Origin of the sequence: Sinisalibacter aestuarii (genome assembly GCF_027923545.1) — a bacterium.
In the GTDB taxonomy this organism is placed as follows: domain Bacteria; phylum Pseudomonadota; class Alphaproteobacteria; order Rhodobacterales; family Rhodobacteraceae; genus Sinisalibacter; species Sinisalibacter aestuarii.
In genome coordinates, this window is sequence record NZ_BROH01000016.1 from 64,770 (window position 1) to 82,304 (window position 17,535).

The following is a 17,535-nucleotide window of genomic DNA, read 5'->3' on the forward strand; positions in this document are numbered from 1 at the left end:
CATGCGCTTCGAAGCCAATGAAGATCAGACCACCTTCCTGTCGGTGCTCGACCAGATGATGGCCTCCGACGCCGCACTCTGGCGCCATTCGCCCGACTGGCGGCGCTACGATCTGGCGCCGGAACTTGACGGGATGCTGGAGGAAAACGGGTTTTACGAGGCGATTGCCGAAGAGACGCTGGGCGCGATCGCGGCGGTGGCGCTGATCGACCGGGCCGCGCGCCTGCCGGTCACGCTCGAAGTGGCGGCCTCGTCGATGCTGCACGCCGCTCATGCCCCCGATCTGCCCCGGCCCGTGGCGGTGATCGACGGGCCGCTGGACCGCGCCACGCGCTTCTTGCCGGTGGCGAAATCGGTGATCCATATCGCCGATGGCGGCGTGCGTGCCGCGCTGCTGCCCGAGGGGGCGGTTACGCCGACCGAAAGCATCTTCGCCTACCCGATGGGCGTTCTCTCCGGCGCGGCGCTTGACTGGCAGGCACTGCCGGTCAGCCCGGAGGCGGCGCGCGACCAGTGGCGCATTGCCATTGCCGCCGAGATCACCGGCGCCCTGCAGGGCGCGCTCGATGCGGTGCGCGCCCATGTCGTCGACCGGCGGCAATTCGGCCGGCCGCTGGGCAGTTTCCAGTCGATGCAGCATCGGCTCGCGGAAGACGTGGCGGCCATCGAGGGCGGCTATTGGCTGGTGATGCGGGCGGCGGAAGATTTCGATCCGGTCGCCGTTGCCGCAGCACTTGGATATGTGCAGGACGCGGCCACCGCGATCGTCTATGATTTTCACCAGTTCATGGGGGCGATGGGGATTACGTTGGAACATCCGTTGCACCGCTGGAGCTATCGCCTCCGGCTGTTGAAATCGGCTCTCGGCGGGGCCAGCGGCAATCTCGGCCTGCTCGCCGAGCGCCGCTGGGGTGCGGCATGAGCGCCTTGCCGCAATTCTACGGCCTTGAGCTGAGCCGCCGGGGCCGGCTTCTGGAGATCGCCTTCAACCGGCCCGAGGTGCTGAATGCGATTGATGCCGGGCTGCACGCGATCTTGCCCGAGGCGCTGCACTTCGCGGCGGAAGACCCGCTATCCGATGTGATCCTGCTCACCGGGCGGGGCAAGGCGTTTTCAGCCGGGGGCGATCTCGACCACATGGAAGAGATGATCGCCGACCCGTCGCAATTCGTGGCCGAGGCGCATGACGCCAAGCGCATCGTCTTTGCGCTGCTCGATATCGAAAAGCCCGTGGTGGCCCGGGTCAACGGCGCTGCCGTCGGCCTCGGCGCGACGCTGGCGCTGTTTTGCGATGTGATCTTCGCCGCCGAACAGGCCAAATTCGGCGATCCGCATGTGGGCGTCGGCCTTGTCGCCGGCGATGGCGGGGCGATCATCTGGCCGCAGCTCATCGGCTTCGCGCGGGCCAAGGAATACCTGCTCACCGGCGATCTGCTGACCGCGCCCGAAGCGGCGGCGCTGGGGCTGATCAACCATGCCGTTCCGGCCGGTGAGCTCGATGCCGCCGTCGATGCCTTCTGCGACAAGCTGCTCGCGGGCCGCCAGCAGGCGATCCGCTGGACCAAGGCGGTCACGAATATCGAGCTGCGCCGGATCGCGACGGCGGCGATGGATGCCGGGATCGCCTATGAGACCGCGAGCCAGCGGATGCCCGACCACGCCGAGGCGGTGGCCGCGCTGAAGGCCCGGATCGCGCAAAGCTCGAAGGGCTGACGCGGCGGGGCGGCCGCGCCCCGGATACGGGAGGAATTGGGGCAATGACAGGGCTGGAGGAGAGAGCGCGGCAGCTGCGCGAACGGCACGGCGGGCAGCCGGTCGGCCCCGCGCGCAATCTTGCGCATATCGCCCGGCAACAGGCCGAGGCCGATCCGGATCGTGTGGTGATCATCGACGCGGAGCACCGGCTGACCCGGGCCGGGATGCTCGACAAGGCGCTGCGCCTCGGCGCGGCCCTGCGCCAGCGCGGCATCGGGGCCGGGGCGGCGGTGGCCTTTCAACTGCCGAACTGGTGGGAAGCCTGCGTCATCAACCTTGCCTGCGCGCTTTACGGCTACCGCCTCGTGCCGCTCCTGACGATCTACCGCCGGGCGGAGCTGGACGAGATCCTGCCCGCCTGCGAGGTGGCGGCGGTGTTTATCCCCGAAGCGCTGGGCCGCACGGATTACCCGGCGCTTTATGCCTCTCTGGCCTCGCCGCCCGCCCATATCTTTACCGTGCGGGGCGAGGGAGACCAGTTCGCCGCGCTTCTGCAGGCGGAGCCGGGCGCGCCCGAACCTGCGCCGGACGACGACGCCAAGATGGTGCTGTTCACCTCTGGCAGCACCGGGCACCCGAAAGGTGTGATCCACAGCCATGCCTCGATTGCCGCGATCATCGAGGCGGGGGCGGCGCTGTGGTCGATCGGGCCGGAGGATACGTTCTACGTGCCGTCGCCCATCGGCCATATCGGTGGCTCGATCTACGCCTTCGAATTCCCCTGGATGACCGGCTGCACCACCGTGCTTGCCGAGCGCTGGGATCCCGATCTGGCGGTGCGCGAGATCGAGGCGCATGGCGCCACCTTCATGGCCGGGGCGACGCCCTTTCTCTCCGGCCTGATCGCCGCCGCCGGCCGCGCGGGAACGTCGCTTCCCAGCCTGCGCCGCTTTATCTGCGGCGGCGCCAGCGTGCCGCCCGAGCTGATCCGCAGGGGGCTGGACGCCTTTCCGGGCGCGGTGGTTTCGCGCGCCTATGGCTCATCGGAAATCCCGATCCTCTGCCCCGGCATCCGCAGCCGCGACGAGGCATTCCGGCGTGCCGACACCGATGGCGAAATCGCCGCCGATCTCGTGGTGCTGGATGCGGCGGGCAGGCCGGTGCCGGAGGGGATGCCGGGCGAGATCGCGGCGGCGGCGGACCGGATGTTTCTGGGTTATCTCAACCCTGCCGATGATGTCGGGGCCTTCACCGGGGACGGGCGCTTTCTCATGGGCGATCTCGGGCGCATCGTGGACGGCAAATACATCCAGATCACCGGGCGCACGAAAGACATCATCATCCGCAAGGGCGAAAACATCAGCCCGCTCGAAATTGAGAACGCGCTCGCGCGCCATCCGGCGTTGCGGCAGCAATCGGTGGTGGGCGTGCCCGATCCGGAGCGGGGCGAGATGGTGGTGGCGGTGGTCGTGCCGAAGGAGGGCGCGCGGTTCACCTTCGCCGATATGATCGCCCATCTTGAAGCCCTCGGGATGGCGAAGCAGAAATTTCCCGAGCGGCTGGAAATCGTCGAGGCGCTGCCGATGAACTCGGTCGGCAAGGTGCAGAAACAGGCGTTGCGCGCGACGCTGACACAGACCGGGCAACCGGAGGGCAGGGCATGAGCGCGGCCCCGGTTCTGACAGGTTACGCCGGGGGTGTGGGGTGGATCACCTTCAACCGGCCCGAGGCGATGAATGCGGTCGATGTGCCGATGGCCGTGGCCTTCCGCGACGCGGTGCGCGCGCTGAACGCCACGCCGGGGATCAAAGTGATTGTGCTCACCGGTGCGGGGCGGGCCTTCATGGCGGGCGGCGATCTGGCCTCGTTTCGGCGCACCGACGACAAGCCAGGTTTCGCCCATGAGCTGATCACGCCGATCCATGAGGCGCTGGTGGCGCTGGCCGAAGGCCCGGCGGTGTCCATCGCCTCTGTCGGCGGTGCGGCGGCGGGGGCGGGGATGAGCGTGGCGCTGGCCGCCGATCTGTGCGTCGCGGCCGAGAATGCGAGCTTTACCACCGCCTATGCCGGTGTCGCCGCGCCGGGCGATTGCGGGATCACCTGGGCGCTGCCCGCGATGGTTGGCCCACGCAAGGCGATGGAGTTGATGCTGCTCTCGCCGCGCCTCAGCGCCGCCGAAGCCGCCGCGCTGGGGCTGGTGAACCATGTGGTCGCCGACGATGCGCTGGAAGCGGAAACCGACAGGCTCGCCGCGCGGCTGGCGCGGGGTCCGGCCTTTGCGATGGGGCAGATCAAGGCGCTCATCCGCCGCCCCGCCGCCAGCTATGCCGCCCATCTCGATGCCGAGCGCGCCGGTTTCGCCGCCTGTGCCGGTGAAGCCGATTTCGACGAGGCGCTGGCGGCGTTCTTTGCCCGCCGCGCGCCCGATTTCCGGGCCGAGTGACATGACGGATCGGGCAGGCCCGGCTCAAGCCCGGCAAGCCATTGACGAACAGAGGAGAAATCTGGATGGGTGAAGCATATATCGTTGCCGCGCGGCGCACGGCGGGCGGGCGGCGCAAGGGCCGGCTGCGCGGCTGGCATCCGGCGGCGCTCGCCGCCCGTGTGCTGGAAGATCTCGTCGCGCAAACCGGGATCGACCCGGCGCTGATCGAAGACGTGATCATGGGCTGCGTCAGCCAGGGCGGCGAACAATCCACGCAAGTGGGCCGCAATGCCATCCTCGCCTCGTCGCTGCCCGACAGCATCCCCGCCGTGACCATCGACCGGCAATGCGGCTCGTCGCAGCAGGCCGTGCAATTCGCGGCGCAGGCGGTGATGTCGGGCACGCAGGACATCGTGATCGCGGCGGGTGTCGAGAGCATGACGCGCGTGCCGATGGGCTCGCCGGTGACGCTCTACAAGGAGGCCGGGATTGGCACCGGCCCTTATCCGGACGCGGTTGAGGCGCGCTATGGCACGCGCAACATTTCGCAGTTCATCGGTGCCGAGATGATCGCGGAAAAGCATGGTTTCAGCAAAGAGCGGATGGATGCCTTCGCGCTCGAAAGCCACCGCCGCGCGGCGGCGGCCACACGCGCCGGGGCCTTTCGCGCCGAGATCATCCCGCTGCAGGGGCTCGACGAGACCGGCGATCCGGTGCTTCACGACACCGACGAGGGCATCCGCTACGATGCGACGCCGGAGAGCATTGCCGCCGTCCGGCCGCTGACCGAGAAGAACCTGATCACCGCCGCTACGGCGAGCCAGATGTGCGATGGCGCGTCGGGCGTGATGGTGGTGTCCGAACGGGCGCTCAAGGCGCACGGGCTGGTGCCGCTTGCGCGCATTCACAGCTTTTGCGTCACCGCCGGCGATCCGGTCATCATGCTCGAAGAGCCGTTGCGCGCCACCGATGTGGCGCTTGAGCGAGCCGGCATGTCGCTCGGCGAGATCGACCTGTTCGAGGTCAACGAAGCGTTCGCCTCGGTGCCGATGGCCTGGCTCAAGCATACCGGCGCCGACCCCGACAAGCTCAACGTGAATGGTGGCGCCATCGCGCTTGGCCACCCGCTCGGCGGCACCGGGACCAAGCTGATGTCGACGCTGATCCACACCCTGCGCGCGCGGGGCGAACGCTACGGGATGCAGGCGATGTGCGAAGGCGGCGGCATCGCCAATGTGACCATTCTGGAGGCGTTATAGGCCCAAGACCGTGGCCAGTGGCGTTAGCCCGTGCTCCAGGCGCGCGGCTGGCGCATCCCGGCGATCTTGCAGGCCTGCTTGACGTAACCATAGGGAAACAGATCGAACAGCGCCTGCTTGGCGCCGCTCTTGTCGAGGCCAAGCCGGTCGCCCAGAAATTTCAGCACAAATCGCGCATCGGCGGCGATGCCGTGCTCGTCGAGGTAGTCCCGCATGAAGCCGATGACATGCCAGTGCAGCTCGGTCAGGGCGATGCCCTCGCGGTCTGCCGCGATCTCGGCAAAGTCCCGCGTCCAGTTTTGCGGCTCTGTCAGGTAGCCTGCTTCGTCAATCGCGACACGTCCGGCCGGAAGCGCCAGATAGGAAATGGTATCGGGTCGGGTCCGCATCCTGTTGGGTTCCTTTCTTTTTCTGCCCGCGACCGGCTAACCGGGTGCGGGCGGGTCTTCGCAACATCCCGGTCGCTAATGCATCTCGTCGGCAAGGTGGGTGAGGGCCCAGTCCTCAAGCTCGGCAATGTCGGGCGGCAGCGCCTCGGCCAGACCGCCCGTGAATTCCTGAAATGCCGCGAGGTTGAGCGGCGTCATGCCGACCAGCACCGGAATATCGTGCGCCAGTGCCTCGGCGATCGCCGACCGAAAGCCGCGCCCCTCGGCCTCCTGCTTGCCGAACCTGTTGACGATCAGCATGTCCGCCCCGCGGCTCAGCCGGTCTTCGACGATGCCCACCGCCGTTTCCAGCGCCCCGGGGTCCAGCCGGCAGCCGACCGCGCCGGCGCCGAGATCCTGCGAAATCCGGATCACCGGCCCCTCGGGAAGCACCCTCAGATCGACATCGCAGCGGCAATCATGCGCGCGCTGGATGTTGGCCTGAACCGTGCCGCAGATTCTGAGGCCCCGGCTTTCCAGGTGCCAGGCCAGCTCGGAGAGAAGGCGGTCCGTGTCGCTGTCGTCGGAGCGCAGCGTGTAGGCGATGGGCACGCCGGGCTCCTGCATATGCCGTTCGCGGCGGCGGTCGCTAGCCTGCGTTGCGCCGGGGAGTGCGAGGGATGGCGCCAGGCGTGCCCCGATGTGCCAGATGTCATGTGTCATGGATGTCGTCTCCGTTCCGGTCGAGGCCGCGGCGCGCTTTCATCCGCAGGCGCAGGGTTGAGATATCGTCCGGCGTCAGCCTTGCGCGGGCGAGCGGGATCAGGATCGCGTTTTCGAAGATCAGGTGGCGGTGCAGATGGGCGGCGAAATTGCGCAGCAGGTGCAGGCTGGGCGCGGTCACGCCGGTGTCGCCCGCTTCGAGGGCGTCGAGCGTATCGAGGGCATCGGGCAACAGGTAGAGCGCCGTATCGTGTTCGGCATCCAGACGGGTCCGGAGCCGGCCGATCTCGTCTTCGGGTTCGCACCGGCTCTGCATCAGCGGCAGCAGATCGCCGCCCTCGTCGTCGATCAGGAAAGGCAGTTCGGACCGCACGAAGGCCGAGACCTGGGCGATGATCTCCGGATGCGTTGCGGGGCGGTCGGCGATGTATTCGATCAGGGTGCACATGTTGCGGATCCGCTCATGCTCTTCGACGATGAAGTCGAGCGGGGTATCGAGCAGTCCGGGATCGGTCGGTCCCGGAACCTGATGGGGTGGGGTGGGAGGCGCAAGATCGGCCATGGCATACCCGCCCGTCAGGCGGCCCCGAGATCCGCGCCGGTGATCCGGGCCGTTGCGACCAGATCGTCGACGAATGAGCGTGCGGCCCGCGCCCAGGCGGCCTTTTCCATCGCATCGGATATCTTCTGGCGCACCGCCGTGAAGGGCAGAACCGCGCCCGGCGCGGCGGCGTCCAGCCGGATGATATGCCAGCCGTGGCGGGTGAGCACCGGGTCGGACGTGATCTCGCCCTCCGTCATCCCACGCAAAGCGGCTTCAAATTCGGGCACGGTGTCGCCCGGGCCAAGCTGGCCGAGCGCGCCGCCCGAGCTTTTCGAGCCGCAATCGCTGTGTTCGCGGGCCAGCCGCGCGAAGCCACGCGGGTTGGCGTGGGCCTGTTTGGCCAGGTTTTCTGCATTCAGGGCGGCTTTGGCCGTCGCGGTCTCGTCACGCGGATCGCAGGCCACGAGGATATGCGACACTTCCCAGAGCGGCGGCGCGCGGAACCGCGACGGATCGCGCTCCCATTCGGCGCGGATTGCCGCCTCGCTCGGTGGTTCGACCGAAATTTCGGCTTCGAGAAGGCCCCGGATCAGGGCCTCCTCGTTGGTCTCGATCCGGCCCGGCCCGACCTCGGCGGGGGCGGGTGCGATCCCCCGCCGCCGTGCCTCCTGCAACAGCAGCGTGCGCACCGCCACCGCGTTTGCCGCCTTGCGCCAGGCGATGCCGGGCTTGCCCTTGGGCGCCGCGTGGTTCTGTACTTCCGCCGCGACCGCCGCATGCGGCACGGTTTCGCCATTCACGATGAGATCGGGGAAGAGGGGGGCGGTCATGCCGGTTACTCCGCGGGGTTGGATTTGGCCGATTTGCGCGCCGGCGGCAGCGGCGTTTTGCGGCGCGAGCGCACGATCTGGTAGCCGGGCCGCGCGAACAGGTAGCGCAGCGGCACGAACAGGCCGGAGACGATGTGCACGAGGCGGGTGAACGGGAAGACGAGGAAGATCGTCAGGCCGAGAAACAGATGCAGCTTGAACACCAGCGCCACATCGGTGATGTAGCTTGCCGCATTCGCGTCGAAGGTGACGATGCCCTGGACCCACGACATGAGCTTTACCATTTCGTGCCCGTCGAGATGGCCGAGCGAGACCACCACCGTGGCCAGCCCCAGCACAAGCTGCGCCAGCAACATCACGAGGATCGCGATATCCCAGACGCTGGAGGTCTGGCGGATGCGCGGATCGGTCCAGCGGCGGTGCAGGAGCATCCCGCCGCCCACCAGCGCCATCACCCCGGCCACGCCGCCGAGGCTCACGGCCAGAAGCTGCTTGGCGCTGTGGCTGACCCCCAGCGCATCGAACACCCAGATCGGTGTGAGCAGCCCGATCAGATGGCCGAAGAAGATCACCAGCATCCCGACATGGAACAGGATCGAGCCCAACACGAGCTGTTTGCGGCGCAGGAGTTGCGACGACGAGGTTTTCCAGGTGAACGGGTCGCGTTCATAGCGCGCGACCGTTCCCATGATCCCGACACCGAGGGCGATATAGGGATAGATTCCGTAAAGAAAATAGTGCATCTGGGCCTCCTTCACGCGCCGGGGCTGTCCGGGGCGGGGTTGATGGCGTGATCCATGCGGGCAAGCATGTCGCGACCGACCGGGCATCCGGCATTGGGGTCGGGACCGAAGCGCACCTCGCTTTCCTCCCAGACCTCGTCGAGAGCGGCGAGGTCGTTCGGGTCGATTTCCGGCTGTTCGAGCAACTCGGCCACCGCGTCGCGATCGGCGCGGGTTCCGGCAAGCTGCAAAAGAGCGGCGAACACGGCACCATATGTGCTTTCTCTGCGAGAAAGCCGCGCTTCGAGGGCCTCGAAGATATGGGCCGCGTCCGCCAAGGTTTCCTGTACGTCTGCGAAGGGACGCGTCGACAGGAATTCGAGCAGCACCGGCAGGTGGTCGGGCAGTTCCGAGGTGGCGGGCTCGAAGCCCGCCTCCCGGTAGGTTTCAACGAGCGACACCATCGCGCCGCCCCGGTCGCGGCTCTCGCCATGCACATGTTCGAACAGGTTGAGCGACAGGGTCCGGGACCGGTCGAACAGCGCGACGTAGCGCTCTTCGAGGTCGTAGATATCGTCGGAGGCGAGTTCGCCCACCAGCGGCAGCAGATCGTGGCGCACCGCGGCGGTGATCCTGGGTTCGGCGGCCAGCACGCCGCCGATGTCGAGCATCGCCGCCTGAAGCTCCCGCGTCGGGTAGCTCAGGATCAGCGACAGGGCTTTCAGCGTCCGGTCCATCAGCGCAACTCCTCGGGCATTTTCAACGGTTTCTTCGAGCCGCCGAACAGCGAGCCGGTCGAAATCCCGGTCGAGCAGGCATTGCCATCGGTAAAGCTGCAGCCGCCCCGGAGATCGTAGGCATCCTCGACTTGTTCGCGGTGGGTGGTCGGGATCACGAAGCGGTCTTCGTAATTGGCCAGCGCCATGATCCGGTACATGTCTTCGATCACCCGGCCCGACAGACCGACGCGGGCGGCAATCCCTTCGTCGATCACGCCGTCGACGGTTTTCGCCCGCATATAGGCGCGCATCGCCAGCATCCGCTCAAGCGCGTGCGCCACCGGCTCCTCGTCACCCGCCGTGAGCATATTGGCGAGATATTTCAGCGGGATGCGCAGATTTCGCACGTCCGGCATCGCGCCGTCCATGCCGATCGCGCCGGCTTCGGCGGCGTTCTGGATCGGGCTGAGCGGCGGGATATACCACACCATCGGCAGGGTCCGGTATTCCGGATGCAGCGGGAAGGCGACCTTCCATTCCATCGCCATTTTCCAGATCGGGCTGTCCTTCGCGGCCTTGAGCCAGTCTTCCGGAATGCCGTCGGCGCGCGCGGCCTCGATCACGCCCGGGTCGTTGGGGTCGAGGAACACGCCAAGCTGGGCGTCGTAAAGGTCGGTCGTCTCGGGGGCGTTGGCCGCCTCCTCGATCTTGTCGGCGTCATAGAGGATCACGCCGATATAGCGGATGCGGCCAACGCAGGTTTCCGAGCAGACCGTGGGGTTGCCGCTTTCGATCCGCGGATAGCACAAGGTGCATTTTTCCGACTTGCCGGTCGACCAGTTGTAATAGACCTTCTTGTAGGGGCAGCCGGAGACGCACATCCGCCAGCCACGGCACTTTTCCTGGTCGATCAGAACGATGCCGTCTTCGTCGCGCTTGTAGATCGCGCCCGAGGGGCAGGAGGCGGCGCAGGCGGGGTTCAGGCAATGCTCGCAGAGCCGGGGGAGATACATCATGAAGGTGTTCTCGTATTCCCCGTAGATCTCCTTCTGCACGCCCTCGAAATTGTAGTCTTGCGACCTTTTCGAGAATTCACCCCCCAGAATCTCCTCCCAGTTCGGCCCTTTCTCGATCTTCTCGATCCGCTCGCCGGTGATCTTCGAGCGCGGCCGGGCGGTCGGGAAGGCCTCCATCTCGGGGGCCGATTTGAGGTGGTCGTAATCGAAGTCGAACGGCTCGTAGTAATCGTCGATCTCCGGCAGGTCGGGATTGGCGAAGATATTGGCGAGGATGCGCCACTTCGCGCCCTGCTTGGGCTGGAGCTTGCCGGATTTCGTCCGCTCCCAGCCGCCATTCCAGCGTGCCTGGTTCTCCCAATCGGTCGGATAGCCGGTGCCGGGCTTGGTTTCGACGTTGTTGAACCAGGCGTATTCGACGCCGTCGCGGCTGGTCCAGACGTTCTTGCAGGTGACGGAGCAGGTGTGGCACCCGATGCATTTATCGAGGTTCAGCACCATGCCGATCTGTGCGCGCACTCTCATTCTGCGGCCTCCTTCGAGGTGGCTTCACGGTCGAGCCAGTCGACCTTTTTCATTTTCCTGACGACGACGAATTCATCCCGGTTCGCCCCCACGGTGCCGTAATAGTTGAAGCCGTAGGATTGCTGGGCATAGCCGCCAATCATGTGGGTGGGCTTGAGAACGGTGCGGGTCACCGAGTTGTGGATACCGCCACGCTTGCCGGTCTTTTCCGAGCCGGGCGTGTTCACGATCTTCTCTTGCGCGTGATACATGAACGTGGTGCCGTCCTTGATCCGCTGGCTCACCACCGCCCGCGCCGTGAGGGCGCCGTTGGTGTTGTAGAGTTCCACCCAGTCGTTATCGACGATCCCGGCCTTCTTCGCGTCGTTCTCGGAGATCCAGATCACCGGGCCGCCGCGGTTGAGCGTCAGCATCAGAAGGTTGTCGGTATAGGTCGAGTGGATGCCCCATTTCTGGTGCGGGGTGATGAAGTTCAGCGTGAGCGTGTCCGCCGCATCGCGCACCTCGGGGGTGATGGTCTTCAGATCCACCGGCGGGCGGTAGGACATGAAGCCCTCGCCGAAGGCGCGCATCCACAGGTGATCCTGATAGAGCTGCTGGCGCCCGGTGAGCGTGCGCCACGGGATCAGCTCGTGGACATTGGTGTAGCCCGCATTATAGCAGACCTTCTCGCTTTCGAGCCCCGACCATGTGGGCGACGAGATGATCTTGCGCGGCTGCGCGGCGATATCGCGGAAGCGGATCTTTTCGTCTTCCTTCGGCAGCGCCAGATGGGTGTGGTCGCGGCCGGTGGCCTTGCCCAATGCCTCCCATGCTTTCACCGCCACCTCGCCGTTGGTTTCCGGCGCCAGCATCAGCACAACCTCGGTCGCGTCGATATCGGTGACGATCTTGGCGCAGCCCTTGGCCGGGCCGTCTTCCCAGACGCCGTTGAGGTCGCGCAGGTTCTGCACCTCGTGCCCGGTTTGCCACGAGATGCCCTTGCCGCCATTGCCGAGCTTGTCCAGCAGCGGCCCGAGTGCGACGAAGCGGTCGTAGATCGCGGTATAGTCCCGCTCCACGGCGATATAGTTCGGCGCGGTCTTGCCCGGGATCAGCTCGCATTCGCCGGCTTTCCAGTCCTTCACCTGATCCTGGGCGATCTCGCCCGGCGTGTCGTGCAGGATCGGCAGCGCGACGATATCGGTCTCCCGGCCGAGGATCTCCGGCGCCACCTCCTGGAATTTCTTCGCGATCGCCTTGAAGATTTCCCAATCCGACTTCGACTCGTAAGCCGGATCAACCGCCGCCTGCAGCGGATGGATGAACGGGTGCATGTCGGAGGTGTTGAGATCGTTCTTTTCGTACCAGCTCGCGGTCGGCAGAACGATGTCGGAATAGACCGCCGTGGTCGACATCCGGAAGTCGATCGTGGTGAGCAGGTCGAGCTTGCCGCGCGGCGCCTCGTCGTGCCAGGCCGCTTCCTTCGGAAGCTGGCGGCCCTCTTCGCCAAGGTCTTTGCCCATCACGCCATTGTCGGTGCCGAGCAGGTGCTTGAGAAAATACTCATGCCCCTTGCCCGACGAGCCGAGCAGGTTCGACCGCCACACGAAGAGGTTGCGCGGCCAGTTTTCCGGTGCGTCGGGGTCTTCGCAGGACATTTCCAGTGCGCCAGACTTGAGCTGTTCGGCGATGTAGGGCGCTACCTCCGTGCCCGCCGCCTTCGCGGCTTTCGCCACGTCCAGCGGGTTGGTCTTGAGCTGCGGCGCCGATGGCAGCCAACCCATCCGCTCGGCGCGGATGTTGTAGTCGATCATGCTCACGTCCCAGTCGCCCTCGGGGGCGGTGGGCGAGAGGATTTCGCCCGAGGTGAGCGTCTCGTAACGCCACTGGTCGGTATGGGCATACCACGCGCTGGTCGAGTTCATGTGGCGGGGCGGGCGGCCCCAGTCGAGCGCGAAGGCGAGCGGCAGCCAGCCGGTTTGCGGGCGCAGCTTTTCCTGCCCCACATAGTGGGCCCAGCCGCCGCCGGACTGCCCCACCGCACCGCACATCACCAGCATGTTGATGACGCCACGGTAGTTCATGTCCATGTGGTACCAGTGGTTCATCGCCGCGCCGATGATGATCATCGACTTGCCGTTGGTCTTCTCGGCGTTCTGCGCGAATTCGCGTGCGACATGGACGATCTTGTCGGCCGATACGCCGGTGATCTTCTCGGCCCAGGCCGGCGTTCCGGGGATGTCGTCGGCGTAATCCGCCGTCACCCAGTCGCCGCCAAGGCCCCGGTCGAGGCCGTAATTGGCGCAGAACAGGTCAAACACCGTGGCGACGGCGATTTCGCCATCGGCGGTCTGCACCTTCTTCACCGGGATGTTGCGGGTGAGCACGTCGGGATGGTCGGCATCTGTCGCGAAAGCGGGCGTCGCATCGCCGCCGAAATAGGGGAAATCGACCCCGACCACGTCGTCATGGTCTTCGTCGAGGATCAGCGACATTTTCAGCCGGGTCTCGGCCTCCTTGGCGCGCTCTTCGAGGTTCCATTCGCCCTGCTCGCCCCAGCGGTAGCCGATCGAGCCGTTCGGCGCGACGATGCCGCCGGAAATCTCGTCGATGGCGACGGTCTTCCATTCGGGGTTGTTGTCTTCGCCCAGCTTGCCGTCGAGATCGTCGGCGCGCAGGAACCGGCCCGGCACCAGCTTGCCGTCTTTCTCTTCGAGCTTCACCAGCATCGGGAAGTCGGAATATTTGCGGGTGTAGTCCTCGAAATACTCCACCTGCCGGTCGAGGTGGAACTCGCGCAGGATGACATGGCCAAAGGCCATCGCCAGCGCGGCATCGGTGCCCTGCTTCACGTTGAGCCAGACATCACCGAACTTGGCGGCTTCGGAATAGTCGGGCGAGATCACCGCCGACTTGGTGCCGCGATAGCGCGCCTCGGTGTAGAAATGGGCATCGGGCGTGCGCGTCTGCGGCACGTTCGAACCCCAGATCAGCAGATAGCCGGCATTGTACCAGTCGGCCGATTCCGGCACGTCGGTCTGTTCGCCCCAGGTCATCGGGCTGGCGGGCGGCAAATCGCAGTACCAGTCGTAGAACGACATGCAGGTGCCGCCCAGAAGGCTGAGATAGCGGGTGCCGGCGGCGTAGGAGATCATCGACATCGCCGGGATCGGCGAGAAGCCGAAGATACGGTCGGGGCCGTATTGGCGGACCGTATAGGCGTTGGCGGCGGCGACGATCTCGGTCGCCTCGTCCCAGGAGGCGCGCACGAAGCCGCCCTTGCCCCGGGTCTCGACGTAAGAGGCGCGCAGGATCGGATCGGACTGGATCGCGGTCCAGGCCTCGATCGGGGTTTTCGTCCTGCGCATCTCGCGCCAGATCTTCATCAGCCGGCCCCGCACCAGCGGGTTCTTCACCCGGTTGGCGGAGTAGAGATACCAGCTATAGGAGGCCCCCCGGGCACAGCCGCGCGGCTCGTGATTGGGCAGATCGGCGCGGGTGCGCGGATAATCCGTCTGCTGGGTTTCCCAGGTGACGATGCCCGACTTCACGTAGATTTTCCACGAGCATGACCCGGTGCAGTTCACCCCATGGGTCGAGCGCACGATCTTATCGTGGCGCCAGCGGTTTCTGTAGGTGTCTTCCCAGTCACGGCTCTCGCGGGTGACCTGGCCGTGACCGTTGGAAAACCGCTCCAGCTCCTTGGGCTGGAGGAAGTTCAGTCTGTCGAGCAGGTGGCTCATGTGGTTTCTCCTGTGGCGTGGATCCGGGGCAGCGGTCGCCGCCCCGGATCGAAGCAGGGTTTCAGACGGGTTTGGGGCTGAGGGCGGCGGGCTTGCCGGCGCGCTCCAGATCGTAGAGCAGGCCACCGCGGCGGGTGTAGAAGGCCCAGGTGATCACCAGGCAGATCGCGTAGAAGATCAGGAAGCCCCAGAGCGCCCCGACCGGCGACCCGGTCATCGCGATGGAGGTGCCGTAGGCCTTCGGGATGAAGAAGGCGCCATAGGCGGCGATCGCGCTGGTAAAGGCGATGATCGCGGCGCTCTCACGCTCCGACTGGCGGCGCAGCGCCTGGCCTTCCAGTTCGGGCATCAGCCGGGGCACTTCGCGGCCCATGATCGCGGGGATCATCTGGAAGGTGGAGGCGTTGCCGACCCCGGTGAGGAAGAACAGCGCCATGAAGGCCGCGAAGAAGCCTGCAAAGCTGCCCGCGCCGAGCGACGCGATCACCCCGAACACCGCGATCAGCATTCCCGCGAAGGTCCAGAACGTGACCCGTCCGCCGCCGAAGCGGTCGCTGACCCAGCCGGTGCCCGCCCGCGACAGCGCGCCGACGAGGGGGCCGAGGAACACATATTGCAGCGCGTTCACTTCCGGGAAAGCGAGCTTGGTCAGCAGCGGGAAGCCGGCGGAGTAGCCGATGAAGCTGCCGAAGGTTCCGGTATAGAGGATGCACATCAGCCAGTTATGCGTGCGGCTGAAGATGATCGCCTGCTCGCGGAAGCTGGCCTTGGCGTCGGCGATGTCGTTCATGCCGAGCCAGGCGGCGGCCGTGGCCAGCAGGATGAAGGGCACCCAGACGAAGCCCGCATTCTGCATCCAGAGCTCGCCACCGTCCGACAGGGTCTGCGGTGCGCCACCCAGCGCGCCGAACACGCCGGCGGTGATGACGATCGGCACCAGGAACTGCATGACCGAGACGCCGAGGTTGCCCAGCCCTGCGTTCAGCGCCAGCGCGTTGCCCTTTTCGGCTTTCGGGAAGAAGTAGGCGATATTGGCCATCGACGAGGCGAAGTTTCCGCCGCCGAAGCCGCACAGCAGCGCGAGTGTGAGGAAGATCAGGTAGGGCGTGTCCGGGTTCTGGACCGCGTATCCGATCCCCATGGCGGGCAGCAGCAGCGACGCGGTGGAGAGTGTCGTCCACAGCCGGCCCCCGAAGATCGGCACCATGAAGCTGTAGAAGATCCTCAGCGTCGCCCCCGACAGGCCCGGCAGCGCCGCCAGCCAGAAGAGCTGGCCCGTGGTGAAGTCGAACCCGATGGCGGGCAGGCGGGCGACAACCATCGACCAGACCATCCAGACCGAGAAGGCCAGAAGAAGTGCCGGGATCGAGATCCACAGGTTGCGGCGGGCGACCTTGCGGCCCTTTTCCGCCCAGAACGCCTCGTCCTCAGGTTGCCAGTGATCCAGCACGCGCGGCATTTCCGTCCGGCCGGGGATGTGGACTTCCTGCAGTTCCGGCACCGTCGGCAGGCTGTCGAGTTCGCGGCTGAGGGCAGAGCGTTCCATCGCCCGCACCGACAGGTGCATCCAGGTCAGCATGATCGCGACCAGCGCGAAGAGGATGACGAAGCAGGATGTGTAGATGCCGGTCAGGTCCAGCGCGGCGCCGAAGATGATCGGCATGACGAAGCCGCCGAGACCGCCGATCATGCCGACAAGGCCGCCGACGGCGCCGACATGGTGCGGGTAGTAGACGGGGACGTGCTTGTAGACCGCCGCCTTGCCGAGGCTCATGAAGAAGCCCAGCCCGAACAGGATGGCGATGAAGGGCCAGAAATCCAGCTCGGTCGAGAAGGCGATCGCGCCGTCCTTGCCTTGAACGATGTAATCGGTTGGCGGGTAGGACAGCATGAACAGGAAGAGAAGCGAGAAGCCGAAGGTCCAGTAGAGCACCGTGCGCGCCCCGAACTTGTCGGACAGATGGCCGCCATAGGCCCGGAACAGCGAGGCCGAGAGGCTGAAGGAGGCCGCCGCCATGCCGGCGGTTTTCACGTCGACGCCGTAGACGTCGATCAGATAATGCGGCAGCCAGAGCGCGAGCGCGACGAAGCCGCCGAATGTGAAGAAGTAGTAGAGCGAAAACCGCCAGACCTGGAGGTTTTTCAACGGCGCGAATTGCTCGGCGAGGGAGGGCGCGCGCATCGACTTCGCCCGCCGCTCGACCAGAGCGGGATCGTCCTTGGCGAAGATGAAGAACGCGATGCCAATGAGCGCGAGAGCGGCCGCCCAGACATAGGCGACCCCGTGCCAGCCGTAGGCGACCATGACGAAGGGCGCGACGAACTTGGTCACCGCCGCGCCGACATTGCCGGCGCCGAAGATGCCGAGGGCGGCGCCCTGATGGCCGGCGTCATACCACCGGCTGACATAGGCGACGCCGATGATGAACGACCCGCCCGCGAGACCGATGCCAAGGGCGGCGACGAGGTACATGGTATAGGTGCTGGCAAGGGTCAGCATCCAGGTGGCCAGTGCCGTGAGCAGCATCTGCGCGGAGAAGACGATGCGGCCGCCGTATTTCTCGGTCCATACACCGAGGAAAAGGCGCGTCACCGAACCGGTCAGGATGGGCGTGGCGACGAGCAGGCCGAACTGGGCCTCGCTCAGTCCCAGTTCCTGTTTGATCCTGACGCCGATGATCGAAAAGATCGTCCAGACCGCGAAGCAGGCAGTGAATGCAAAAGTGCTGAGCCCCAGGGCGCGGTTCTGGTCCGACCGTGTGACTCCGTCGAGCGTATGCATAGGCTTGTCCCCAAATCTTGGTTTTGCGCGTGTCTCTCGTCGTTGGACGGCTTGAGAGAGCGATGGGCGATGCCCGGCGCGATCAACTTGATCGAGGTCAAAAACGACAACTTTTTGTTGCAAAATAAATAATTTAGCGAATTTCGTCATGCCAGGGGTGGGGCGGTGTCAAATGGTCGCGCCGACTGCGTCAATCAGATAT

General features: G+C 65.9%; 14 protein-coding genes. 5 read left to right on the forward strand and 9 right to left on the reverse strand.

Features of this window, described 5'->3' with window-relative positions; all coding sequences use genetic code 11:
* The first annotated feature begins 1 nt into the window (after nt 1).
* The 5 genes from QMG28_RS19380 (at nt 2) to QMG28_RS19400 (ending at nt 5,379) form a co-directional block, all read left to right on the forward strand.
* Nucleotides 2–922, forward strand: a complete 921-nt coding sequence (locus tag QMG28_RS19380; RefSeq protein WP_281843888.1) for an acyl-CoA dehydrogenase family protein — start codon at nt 2–4, stop codon at nt 920–922.
* A complete protein-coding gene (locus QMG28_RS19385) occupies nt 919–1,713 on the forward strand; it encodes an enoyl-CoA hydratase/isomerase family protein (protein ID WP_281843889.1) in 795 nt (264 codons plus the stop codon). Before QMG28_RS19380 ends, QMG28_RS19385 begins: the two co-directional genes overlap by 4 nt.
* 44 nt (nt 1,714–1,757) lie before the next feature.
* Nucleotides 1,758–3,359, forward strand: a complete 1,602-nt coding sequence (locus QMG28_RS19390) for an AMP-binding protein (protein WP_281843890.1) — start codon at nt 1,758–1,760, stop codon at nt 3,357–3,359.
* Nucleotides 3,356–4,138, forward strand: coding sequence for an enoyl-CoA hydratase-related protein (locus QMG28_RS19395; RefSeq protein ID WP_281843891.1), 783 nt, complete (start codon nt 3,356–3,358; stop codon nt 4,136–4,138). Before QMG28_RS19390 ends, QMG28_RS19395 begins: the two co-directional genes overlap by 4 nt.
* A 65-nt stretch (nt 4,139–4,203) precedes the next feature.
* Complete coding sequence (locus tag QMG28_RS19400) at nt 4,204–5,379, forward strand: acetyl-CoA C-acetyltransferase (protein ID WP_281843892.1); 1,176 nt, start codon at nt 4,204–4,206, stop codon at nt 5,377–5,379.
* Nucleotides 5,380–5,402: 23 nt separating this feature from the next.
* Here the strand turns inward: QMG28_RS19400 and QMG28_RS19405 are convergent, their stop codons facing one another.
* From QMG28_RS19405 to QMG28_RS19445, 9 genes are all read right to left on the reverse strand, one after another.
* Complete coding sequence (locus tag QMG28_RS19405; RefSeq protein WP_281843893.1) at nt 5,403–5,768, reverse strand: TusE/DsrC/DsvC family sulfur relay protein; 366 nt, start codon at nt 5,766–5,768, stop codon at nt 5,403–5,405.
* A 75-nt stretch (nt 5,769–5,843) separates the two neighbouring features.
* Nucleotides 5,844–6,470, reverse strand: a complete 627-nt coding sequence (locus QMG28_RS19410; RefSeq protein ID WP_281843894.1) for a DUF2478 domain-containing protein — start codon at nt 6,468–6,470, stop codon at nt 5,844–5,846.
* Entirely contained in the window at nt 6,460–7,032 is a 573-nt protein-coding gene (locus QMG28_RS19415; RefSeq protein ID WP_281843895.1) for a hemerythrin domain-containing protein, read from the reverse strand. The genes QMG28_RS19410 and QMG28_RS19415 overlap by 11 nt, the downstream gene beginning before the upstream one ends.
* Nucleotides 7,033–7,046: 14 nt before the next feature.
* Complete coding sequence (locus QMG28_RS19420; RefSeq protein WP_281843896.1) at nt 7,047–7,844, reverse strand: peptidylprolyl isomerase; 798 nt, start codon at nt 7,842–7,844, stop codon at nt 7,047–7,049.
* A gap of 5 nt (nt 7,845–7,849) precedes the next feature.
* The gene (gene narI, locus QMG28_RS19425; RefSeq protein WP_281843897.1) at nt 7,850–8,587 is read right to left on the reverse strand and encodes a respiratory nitrate reductase subunit gamma; all 738 of its coding nucleotides are present in this window, start codon (nt 8,585–8,587) and stop codon (nt 7,850–7,852) included.
* An 11-nt stretch (nt 8,588–8,598) separates the two neighbouring features.
* Nucleotides 8,599–9,303: a nitrate reductase molybdenum cofactor assembly chaperone gene (gene narJ, locus QMG28_RS19430; RefSeq protein WP_281843898.1), complete on the reverse strand. Its 705-nt coding sequence runs from the start codon at nt 9,301–9,303 to the stop codon at nt 8,599–8,601.
* Nucleotides 9,303–10,826 (reverse strand): nitrate reductase subunit beta, encoded by a 1,524-nt coding sequence (narH, locus tag QMG28_RS19435; protein ID WP_281843899.1) that lies wholly within the window; start codon nt 10,824–10,826, stop codon nt 9,303–9,305. The genes narJ and narH overlap by 1 nt, the downstream gene beginning before the upstream one ends.
* Nucleotides 10,823–14,551 (reverse strand): nitrate reductase subunit alpha, encoded by a 3,729-nt coding sequence (locus QMG28_RS19440; protein ID WP_281843900.1) that lies wholly within the window; start codon nt 14,549–14,551, stop codon nt 10,823–10,825. Before QMG28_RS19440 ends, narH begins: the two co-directional genes overlap by 4 nt.
* A gap of 61 nt (nt 14,552–14,612) precedes the next feature.
* The gene (locus tag QMG28_RS19445) at nt 14,613–17,333 is read right to left on the reverse strand and encodes a nitrate/nitrite transporter (RefSeq protein ID WP_281843901.1); all 2,721 of its coding nucleotides are present in this window, start codon (nt 17,331–17,333) and stop codon (nt 14,613–14,615) included.
* Between the last annotated feature and the right edge of the window lie 202 nt (nt 17,334–17,535).